Origin of the sequence: Enterovirga sp. (genome assembly GCF_035325185.1) — a bacterium.
In the GTDB taxonomy this organism is placed as follows: Bacteria; Pseudomonadota; Alphaproteobacteria; order Rhizobiales; family Beijerinckiaceae; genus Enterovirga.
In genome coordinates this window covers 1-10,039 of record NZ_DAOLAJ010000114.1, presented here as the reverse complement: position 1 = coordinate 10,039, position 10,039 = coordinate 1, and the positions used below count along the sequence as shown (strand labels likewise).

Genomic DNA, 10,039 nt, shown 5'->3' with positions numbered 1-10,039 from the left:
CTGGTCGAGATCATCGCGAGCCTGGAGCCGACCTTCGGCGGCATCAATCTGGAGGACATCAAGGCTCCCGAATGCTTCGTCATCGAGACGCGGCTGCGCGAGCGCATGAAGATCCCCGTCTTCCATGACGACCAGCACGGCACCGCCATCGTTGCCGCCGCCGCCATCCTCAACGGCCTGGCAGTCGTCGGCAAGCGGATCGAGGACGTGAAGCTCGTCTGTTCCGGCGCGGGCGCGGCGGCAATGGCTTGCCTCAACCTCCTGGTCGGCCTCGGCCTGCGCAAGGAGAACATCCTCGTCACCGACAGCCGCGGAGTCCTGTCGCAGGCGCGGATCGCGTCCCTCGACGCGCAGAAGGCGGCATATGCCCGCGAAACCTCGGCCCGGACCCTCGCCGATGCCGTGCAGGGCGCGGACATCTTCCTCGGTGTCTCGATGGCCGGCGTGCTGAAGCCCGAGATGGTCGCCACCATGGCGAGCCAGCCGCTCATCCTGGCGCTGGCCAATCCCGAGCCGGAAATCCGGCCCGAGGCTGCCAAGGCGGTGCGGCCCGACGCGATCATCGCGACCGGACGCTCCGACTACCCGAACCAGGTCAACAACGTCCTCTGCTTCCCCTTCATCTTCCGTGGTGCGCTCGATGTCGGCGCGACCACGATCAACGAAGAGATGAAGCTCGCAGCCGTGCGGGCCCTCGCCGAGCTGGCTCAGGCCGAGCAATCCGATGTCGTCAGCGCCGCCTATGGCGCGCACGACCTCCGCTTCGGGCCGGACTTTCTCATTCCGCGGCCGTTCGATCCGAGGCTGATCCTGACGGTCGCGCCCGCGGTCGCGCAGGCGGCGATCGACAGCGGCGTCGCCACACGGCCTTTCGCCGATCTCGAAACCTACCGGCGCTCTCTCCAAGGCTTCGTCTATACGTCCGGGACGGTCATGCAGCCGGTCTTCGCGGCGGCGGCGGAGTCGGGATCCAAGCGCATCGTCTACGCGGAAGGGGAAGATGATCGCGTCCTGCGCGCCGCGCAGGTGGTGGTGGACGAGCGCCTGGCCACGCCCATCCTGGTCGGACGGCCCGATGTGATCGCACAGAAGATCAGGACCCTCGGATTGCGGCTTCAGATCGACCGGGACGTCCAGGTTGCGGATCTCGACGACGAAACCTTCCTGGGGAGCGCGACGGACGCCTATTACCAGCTCCGGCAGAGAAAGGGCCTGACGCGCGATTCCGCGGCCGCGGAAATGCGCCGCAACGGCACCCTCGCGGCGGCGATGCTGCTGCGGTCCGGCCAGGCGCACGGGATGCTCTGCGGCGCCTACGGCTCCTACGGAAAGCATTTGCGCTACGTGTCGGACGTGATCGGATTGAAGGAGGGCGCCCACGCCTTCGCCGCGATGGGCCTCCTGCAATTGCCGCGGCACACGGTGTTCATCTGCGACCCCTACATCCATCTCGATCCGAACGCGGAGGACATTGCCGAGATGACGGTGCTCGCGGCCGCCGCCTTGCGCGGTTTCGGTCTGACGCCGCGGGCCGCGCTCCTGTCGCATTCCAGCTTCGGCACGGCCGACGATCCTTCGGCGCGCAAGATGCGCGACGCGCTCCGCCTGATCGCCGAGCGCGCGCCCGATCTCGAGGTGGAGGGCGAGATGCAGGCGGACGCGGCGTTGAGCCGGACGATCCTCACCCGCGTCTTCCCCGAGGCGGGACTGACGGCGGAGGCCAACCTTCTCATCATGCCGAACCTCGACGCCGCGAACATCACGTTCAACGCCCTGAAGGTCGTGGCGGGGCAGGGGATCTCAGTGGGGCCGATCCTGCTGGGTGCGGCAAAGCCGGTGCATATCCTCACCCCGACCACCACGGTGCGCGGCATCGTGAACATGACGGCCGTCGCCGCCGTCTCAAGCTGAGGCACGGTCCGAAAAAGCGGAGACCACTTTTTCGGAAAGCTCCGGCTCAAGCAAAAAGGTGGATCGTGATGCGGTGCTGCGAAACGTTATCACGATCTGGAGCATGCCGCGGGGAGGTGGAATCCAGTTTTTGAAAGCAGAATGCGGGAACAATAGCCCGGATCATGGTTGATTTCCATGGAAACGAACCATGATCCGGGAGGTAGACTTCAAGGTGACGCAACGCAAGAAGTGCTTTTACGGTTGTGAGTACAATCATATTTCTACTGATATTATAATAGCACACTAATTAGAATAAGAACATTTTGCTCAAAATAGTAGTAAGTTTATTTTTCGTGGCCTGAATGACTGGGGTCGGACGTTGCGGGGAGAAACGACGTAATGGAGTTACGCTATCTACGCTATTTCGTGGCTGTCGCAGAGGACCTGAACTTCACGGCTGCGGCCAATCGTTTGAGACTGTCCCAGCCGTCGCTCAGCTTGCAGATTCGAGACCTCGAGCGGGAGTTGGATACGCCGCTTTTCCTGAGGACGAGCCGCCATGTGGAACTGACAAGCGCTGGCAAAGCCTTTTTCGAGCATGCTCAAAATATCCTGATGCAAACGGAGCAGGCGACCGAGCAAGCCCGCGCAATTGGCGCAGGACAAATCGGTTCCCTGGACATCGGCACGACGGGATCGGTTCTTCTCGGCCCGCTCAGTTCGCTCGTTGCCACATTTGTCGAAAAATTTCCGCAGGTGACGCTTCGCATTCATGAAATGGCGCCTCAAAGCCAGGAAGAATCCCTGCGGGCGCACAGGTTGGACGTCTGTTTCATACGCCGGCCGGCGGAGGACTCCGACATCAACAACGAACCCGCCTGGCCGGCGAAGGTTGGCGTGGTCCTCCCCGAGGGGCATCCGCTTGCATCGCAAAAGGAGGTTGCGCTCCTGCAGCTTCAGAACGAAAGACATGTATCTCTTCGTCTGAGCGATTCACGCTTTGCCCGCTACCTGAGAGATACTTGTATCGAAGCTGGATTTTTTCCCAACATGTCGCAGCAGGTCGTAGAAGCTTATTCCTTGACCAGCCTGGTTGCGGCGGGGCTGGGAGTCGCCCTGGTGCCGGAATGCATCAGCAACCTGTCACGCCCGGGCGTCGTCTATCGTCGTCTGTCGGAGCCCGGACCGGTGGCTGACGTCAGAATGATCTACAGGCAAGATGCGTCCCCTGCCGCTGTCAGAATGATCTCCATGGTTCGGGAGTTTGCGGAAAGCTACAGCATATGATGATGTGTTCCATCAATATATCATGAGAGACTGGATTTAAGCATATTTTTATGATGTAGTTATGAAAATATTTTTTTCCTGCTATATAGCGGCAGCCAGCGCTACCGCTATGGTCGTGGATCATGAAGGACAGGCAGCTTAAGTATTTTTGCGCCATTGTGGATGCCGGCAGCACCGCGCTGGCGGCGAGCCGGCTGTTCGTTGCGCCGACCGCAATCAGCACGCAGATAAATCTCCTCGAAAAGGAGTTGGGCGGGGTTCTCTTCGACCGCTCCAAGCGGCCGATGTCGCTCACGCCGCTAGGCATGTTCTTCTACCCACGGGCAAAAGAGCTTCTGGCCGCCAACCAGCGCCTGCGCGAGGAAGCCAGCAGCATCGCTGCGGGAAAGCGCGGCTGGATCAGCGTCGCTTTCGTGCGCTCGACAATCTTCTCGTTGCTCCCCACGGCCATGCGTGCCTTTCGCAATGCGTTGCCCGAAGTGCAGATCGACCTGCTGGAATTGCTGTCCGAATTCCAGCCGGCCCAGTTGCGCAGCGGCCGCGTCGATGTCGGGGTGGTCCGTTTGCTGGGCGAGGAGGAATACCTGGACGACCTTCAGCAAACGGTGCTGATAGACGACCCGTTCGTCGCGGTTTTCCCCGCGCACCACCGGATGACGCACCGCGAATCCATCAGCTTGGCCGAACTCGAGGGCCTGCCCTATATCAGTTATCCAAAAAATCCGCAGACTCACTTTTCACGGCGTTTGACGGCTCGGATCGCCAATGCAGGCGTGCATATGCCGGTAGCGCAGGATGCGGTGGAGATTCATACGGCACTTGCGTTGGTCGCGGCAGATATGGGCGTCACATTGGTGGGCGCCTCCGTGGCGACCAACAATCGCAGCGATATCCGTTTCGTTCGCCTCGCCGATTGCGGTTTCACATCCCAGCTGGTCGCGTTAACCAGGACGTCTGACGAGAGCGCGCCCGTTCGCACGTTCGTGTCGGCCCTCAAGGATGCGGCAGGAGTGCCTGCCCAGCAGGCCGCTCGGTGATGAGGTCGGCTGGTTTGCGGTCTGTCATCCAAAAAAAATGGATCTGGCTTCAAGAATTTGAAATTGCAATTTGGAACCTATGATCATAGCACTGGAAGCGTATTGGATGAATGCAGCGAAGCTGCGCCGAGTATCCAACCGGATTTCCTCCAGGGCTGCGTTCTTTGCGAGCGCTTGAAATCAAGAACCAAGACGATTTGAACGGGGAAGGACGCCATGAGTGATCTGCAGGACGGAGACGCCCTCGAGACGCAGGAGTGGCTGGATTCGCTTGCCGCTCTGGAGGCTCACCGGGGGAAGGAGCGGGCGAATTTCGTCGTCAACGCGGTGGTGGATGCGGCGCGGCGGGACCGGCTCTATGTGCCGCAATCGCTGACCACCCCCTATTGCAACACGATTCCCCCCGGCGAACAGCCGGCGCTGCCGGGCGACCGCGCGACGGAGCACCGGCTCCGCTCGATCATCCGCTGGAACGCGCTCGCGATCATCCTGCGGGCCAACAAGCACTCCTCGGAACTCGGCGGCCATATCGCGAGCTTCCAGTCGGCCGCGACGCTCTATGATATCGGCTATGGCCATTTCTGGCATGCGCCGACCGAAGGTCACGGCGGTGATCTCATCTTCGTGCAGGGCCATTCCTCGCCCGGCATCTATGCCCGCGCCTTCCTCGAAGGACGCCTGACCGAGGAGCAGCTGCTCAACTACCGGCAGGAGACGCAGGGCAAGGGCATCCCGAGCTATCCGCATCCCTGGCTGATGCCGGATTTCTGGCAGTTCCCGACCGTCTCGATGGGTCTCGGCCCGCTGATGGCGATCTACCAGGCGCGCTTCCTGAAGTACCTGCACAATCGCGGCCTCGCCGACACCACGAACCGCAAGGTCTGGGCCTTCCTCGGCGACGGCGAGACGGACGAGCCCGAGTCGCTCGGCGCGATCTCGCTCGCCGGGCGCGAGAAGCTCGACAACCTCGTCTTCGTCATCAACTGCAACCTCCAGCGCCTCGACGGGCCGGTGCGCGGCAACGGCAAGATCGTCCAGGAACTGGAGAGCGTCTTCCGCGGCGCCGGCTGGAACGTCATCAAGGTCCTCTGGGGCACGGGCTGGGACCGGCTGCTCGAGAAGGACAAGTCGGGCCTCCTGCTGAAGCGCATGGAGGAATGCGTCGACGGCGAGTACCAGAACTTCAAGTCGAAGAGCGGCGCCTATGTGCGCGAGCATTTCTTCGGCAAATACGAGGAGCTGAAGGATCTCGTCGCCGACATGAGCGACGACGAGATCTGGAAGCTGACCCGCGGCGGGCATGACCCGGCGAAGGTCTTCGCGGCCTATACCGCCGCCGTCCAGCATACGGGCCAGCCGACGCTGATCCTGCCGAAGACGGTCAAGGGCTACGGCATGGGCGAATCCGGCGAGGGCCAGATGATCGCCCACCAGGCCAAGAAGATGACGGCCTCCTCGCTGAAGGGCTTCCGCGACCAGTTCCAGATCCCGGTCTCGGACGAGGACCTCGACAAGGTCCCCTTCATCACGCTGCCGGAAGACGATCCGGCCATGAAGTACCTGCGCGCCCAGCGCGCGAAGCTCGGCGGCTCGCTGCCGCAGCGGCGGCGCAAGTCCGAGTCGCTCCCGATCCCGCCGCTCACGACCTTCCAGCGGCTTCTGGAGAATACCGGCGAGCGCGAGATCTCGACCACCATGGCCTTCGTGCAGATGCTCGGGACGCTGCTGCGCGACAAGCAGATCGGCAAGCGCATCGTGCCGATCGTGCCGGACGAGAGCCGGACGTTCGGCATGGAGGGCCTGTTCCGCCAGCTCGGCATCTATTCCTCGGTCGGCCAGCTCTACAAGCCGCAGGATGCCGACCAGCTCATGTATTACCGTGAGGACAAGCACGGGCAGGTGCTGCAGGAGGGCATCAACGAAGGCGGGGCGATGTCGAGCTGGGTGGTCGCTGCGACCTCCTACAGCTCGAACAACGTGGCGATGATCCCGTTCTACATCTTCTATTCGATGTTTGGGCTCCAGCGCGTGGGCGACCTCGCCTGGGCGGCGGGCGACATGCGGGCGCGCGGCTTCCTTCTCGGCGGCACGGCCGGGCGCACGACGCTGAACGGCGAAGGCTTGCAGCACGAGGACGGCCATTCGCACATCCTCTCGGCGACGATCCCGAACTGCGTCTCCTATGACCCGACCTTCGCCTATGAGACCGTGGCAATCATCCGCGACGGCATGCGGCGCATGTATACCGACCAGGAGGACGTCTATTACTACGTCACCCTGATGAACGAGAACTACCCGCATCCCGGCATGGCCGAGGCGGCGGCGGGGGCGGCCACCGAGGAGGGCATCCTCAAGGGGCTTTATCTCCTGAAGAAGGGCGCGGCGCAGAAGAGCGGCCAGACCGTCCAGCTGATGGGCTCGGGCACGATTTTGCGCGAGGTCATCGCCGGTGCCGACCTGCTGGAGAAGGATTTCGGGGTCGCGGCCGATATCTGGAGCGCGACGAGCTTCAACGAGCTGCGCCGCGACGGCATGGCTGCGGAACGCTGGAACCTGCTCCATCCGACCGAGGAGCGCCGCAAGAGCTGGGTGGAGGCGCAACTCGCGGGTCACGAGGGGCCGGTCGTCGCCTCGACCGACTACATGCGCAACTACGCCGACCAGATCCGCGAATATGTGCAGGCGGCCGGCAAGCGATATGTCGTGCTCGGTACGGACGGGTTCGGGCGCAGCGATTACCGCGTCAACCTGCGTCGCTTCTTCGAGGTCGACCGCTACTATGTGGCCGTCGCCGCGCTGAAGGCGCTGGCGGATGAAGGAAAGCTGCCTGCTTCGGTCGTGGCCGAGGCGATCGCCAAATATGGTCTCGACAGCGCGCGTCCCGCGCCCTGGACCGTCTAATAACGCCATTCGGGGGAAGCGCGATGAGCCAACCGATCGACATCGAAGTTCCCGATATCGGCGACTTCACGGACGTTCCCGTCATCGAGATCTTCGTCAAGCCTGGCGACAGCGTGAAGGCGGAAGACCCGCTGCTGGCGCTGGAATCCGACAAGGCGACGATGGAAGTGCCCTCGCCCCGTGAGGGCGTGGTCAAGTCCATCGCCGTCAAGGTCGGCGACAAGGTGAGCGCGGGCACCGTCATCCTGCAGTTCGAGGCGGCCGGCCCGGCCGCGGCGGCCCCTCCGGCGGTGCCGGCCCGCCCGAATGTGAGCGCGCCTCCGGCCCCGGTCAGCGCGCCGGCGGGCCTCGCCGAGGTGCGGGTTCCCGATATCGGCGACTTCAAGGATGTGCCGGTCATCGAGATCTTCGTGAAGCCCGGCGACAGCGTGAAGGCGGAGGACCCGCTGGTCGCGCTGGAATCCGACAAGGCGACGATGGAAGTGCCGGCGCCCCTCTCGGGCACCGTGCGCGACGTCAAGGTGAAGGTCGGCGATAAGGTCAGCGAAGGCGTCATCATCCTGTCGCTTGCGACGGGTGATGCCACGGCGGCGGCCCCCGCGCCGGCCCAAGCTCCCGCGGCCGCGCCTGTTGCTGCGGCAGCCGCACCCGCAGCCGCGAAGGGCGCGATCGACGAGAAGGCCTTCGCGCTCGCCTATGCCGGCCCCGCCGTGCGCAAGCTCGCGCGCGAGAAGGGCGTCGATCTCGGCAAGGTATCTGGCACGGGCAAGCACGGGCGCATCACGCGTGACGATGTGGAGGCCTTTGCCAAGGGCGGCGGCGCGGCGGCTCCCGCGAAGGCGGCTGCGGCCCCGGCCGGCGGCGGGGGAGGGGGCCTCGACCTCCTGGCTTGGCCGAAGGTGGACTTCGCGAAGTTCGGCCCGGTCGAGCGCAAGGACCGGAGCCGCATCAAGAAGATCTCGGCGGCGAACCTGCATCGCAACTGGGTGGTCATCCCGCATGTGACGACCCACGACGAGGCGGACATCACCGATCTCGAGCAGTTCCGCGTGCGGATGAACAAGGAGCTGGAGAAGAGCGGCGTGAAGCTGTCGCTCCTGCCCTTCATGGTGAAGGCGGCGGTCGCGACGCTGAAGAAGTTCCCCGAGTTCAATGCCAGCCTCGACGGGGACGACCTCGTCTACAAGAACTACTGGCATATCGGCTTCGCCGCCGACACGCCGAACGGCCTGATGGTCCCGGTGATCCGCGACGCCGACAAGAAGACGATCCCCGAGATCGCCAAGGAGATGGGCGAATTGGCCAAGCTCGCCCGCGACGGCAAGCTCAAGCCCGACCAGATGCAGGGCGGCACCTTCACGATCTCCTCGCTCGGCGGCATCGGCGGCATCTACTTCACGCCGATCATCAACGCGCCCGAAGTCGCGATCATGGGGGTGTGCAAGGGCTACTGGAAGCAGCATTCGCCGGACGGCAAGACCGCCAACTGGCGCCTGACGCTGCCTCTGTCGCTCTCCTGGGACCACCGCGTCATCGATGGAGCGGCGGCCGCGCGCTTCAACGTCCATTTCGCCAATGTGCTCGCCGACATGCGGCGCGTGCTGTTCTGATTTCGGGAGCTTCAAGATGGCGAACCAGGTCGATGTGAAAGTTCCCGATATCGGCGACTTCAAGGACGTCGCGGTGATCGAGGTGATGGTGAGCGTCGGCGAGACGATCGCCGTCGACACCTCGCTGATCATGGTCGAATCCGACAAGGCCTCGATGGAGATCCCCTCGTCCGATGCGGGCGTGGTGAAGGAGATCAAGGTCAAGGCCGGCGACAAGGTCAGCGAGGGCTCGGTGATCCTGACGATCGAGGCGGCGGGCGCCGCGGCGGCCCCGGCCGCGCCGAAAGCCGTGCCCCCGGCGGCGGCTCCCGCGCCGGCCGCCCCGGCCCCGGCGGCCGCCAGCTATGGCGGCACGGCCGATCTGGACTGCGAGGTGCTGGTGCTGGGCGCGGGGCCCGGCGGCTATTCGGCCGCCTTCCGCTCGGCCGATCTCGGCATGAAGACGGTGCTGGTCGAGCGCTATTCGACCCTCGGCGGCGTCTGCCTCAATGTCGGCTGCATCCCCTCGAAGGCCCTCCTGCACACGGCCGCCGTGATGGACGAGATCCCCAATCTCAGCGCCCATGGCGTGACCTACGGCGCGCCCCAGATCGATCTCGACAAGCTGCGGGCCTTCAAGGACGGCGTCATCGGTAAATTGACCGGCGGTCTCGCCGGCATGGCGAAGGCCCGCAAGGTCGAGGTCGTCACCGGGACCGGCACCTTCCTCGATCCGCATCACGTGGAGGTCGAGACGGCATCCGGCAAGAAGACGATTCGCTTCGCCAAGGCGATCATCGCGGCGGGGTCGCAGGCGGTGAAGCTGCCCTTCCTGCCGGAGGATCCGCGCATCGTCGATTCCACCGGCGCGCTGCTGCTGCGGTCGATTCCGAAGCGCATGCTGGTCATCGGCGGCGGCATCATCGGCCTCGAAATGGCGACCGTCTATTCGACGCTCGGCGCGCGCGTCGACGTGGTCGAGATGCTGGACGGGCTGATGCCGGGCGCGGACCGCGACCTCGTCAAGGTCTGGGAGAAGAAGAACGCCCCCCGCTTCGACCACGTGATGCTGAAGACGAAGACCGTCGGCGCCAAGGCGACGGAGGCGGGGATCGAGGTCTCCTTCGAGGGCGAGAAGGCTCCGGCCGGCCCGCAACTCTACGACCTCGTCCTCGTCGCGGTCGGCCGCTCGCCGAACGGCAAGAAGATCGGTGCGGAGAAAGCGGGCGTCGCGGTCGGCGATCGCGGCTTCATCTCCGTGGACAACCAGATGCGGACCAACGTGCCGCATATCTTCGCCATCGGCGACATCGTCGGCCAGCCGATGCTGGC

6 protein-coding genes are annotated in these 10,039 nt (G+C 64.2%); all 6 read left to right on the top strand.

Going from position 1 to position 10,039, the window contains the following annotated elements:
- Nucleotides 1-1,911, top strand: a 1,911-nt coding sequence (locus PKD06_RS16755) for an NADP-dependent malic enzyme (RefSeq protein ID WP_324382102.1), incomplete at its 5' end; no start/stop codon positions are given.
- Between the two features lie 381 nt (nt 1,912-2,292).
- Nucleotides 2,293-3,180: a LysR substrate-binding domain-containing protein gene (locus tag PKD06_RS16750; RefSeq protein ID WP_324382100.1), complete on the top strand. Its 888-nt coding sequence runs from the start codon at nt 2,293-2,295 to the stop codon at nt 3,178-3,180.
- Between the two features lie 122 nt (nt 3,181-3,302).
- A complete protein-coding gene (locus PKD06_RS16745; protein WP_324382098.1) occupies nt 3,303-4,217 on the top strand; it encodes a LysR family transcriptional regulator in 915 nt (304 codons plus the stop codon).
- Nucleotides 4,218-4,433: 216 nt separating this feature from the next.
- Nucleotides 4,434-7,118: a pyruvate dehydrogenase (acetyl-transferring), homodimeric type gene (gene aceE, locus PKD06_RS16740; protein WP_324382096.1), complete on the top strand. Its 2,685-nt coding sequence runs from the start codon at nt 4,434-4,436 to the stop codon at nt 7,116-7,118.
- 23 nt (nt 7,119-7,141) lie between these two features.
- The gene (locus PKD06_RS16735) at nt 7,142-8,728 is read left to right on the top strand and encodes a dihydrolipoyllysine-residue acetyltransferase (protein ID WP_324382094.1); all 1,587 of its coding nucleotides are present in this window, start codon (nt 7,142-7,144) and stop codon (nt 8,726-8,728) included.
- Nucleotides 8,729-8,744: 16 nt separating this feature from the next.
- A partial coding sequence (locus PKD06_RS16730; RefSeq protein WP_324382092.1) for an FAD-dependent oxidoreductase occupies nt 8,745-10,039 on the top strand: 1,295 nt, incomplete at its 3' end.

Excerpts from the sequence above, each read along its gene's own strand:
- PKD06_RS16735 (WP_324382094.1), top strand. The coding sequence starts at position 7,142 with ATGAGCCAACCGATCGACATCGAAGTTCCCGATATCGGCGACTTCACG.
- PKD06_RS16750 (WP_324382100.1), top strand. The coding sequence starts at position 2,293 with ATGGAGTTACGCTATCTACGCTATTTCGTGGCTGTCGCAGAGGACCTG.
- aceE (WP_324382096.1), top strand. The coding sequence starts at position 4,434 with ATGAGTGATCTGCAGGACGGAGACGCCCTCGAGACGCAGGAGTGGCTG.
- PKD06_RS16745 (WP_324382098.1), top strand. The coding sequence starts at position 3,303 with ATGAAGGACAGGCAGCTTAAGTATTTTTGCGCCATTGTGGATGCCGGC.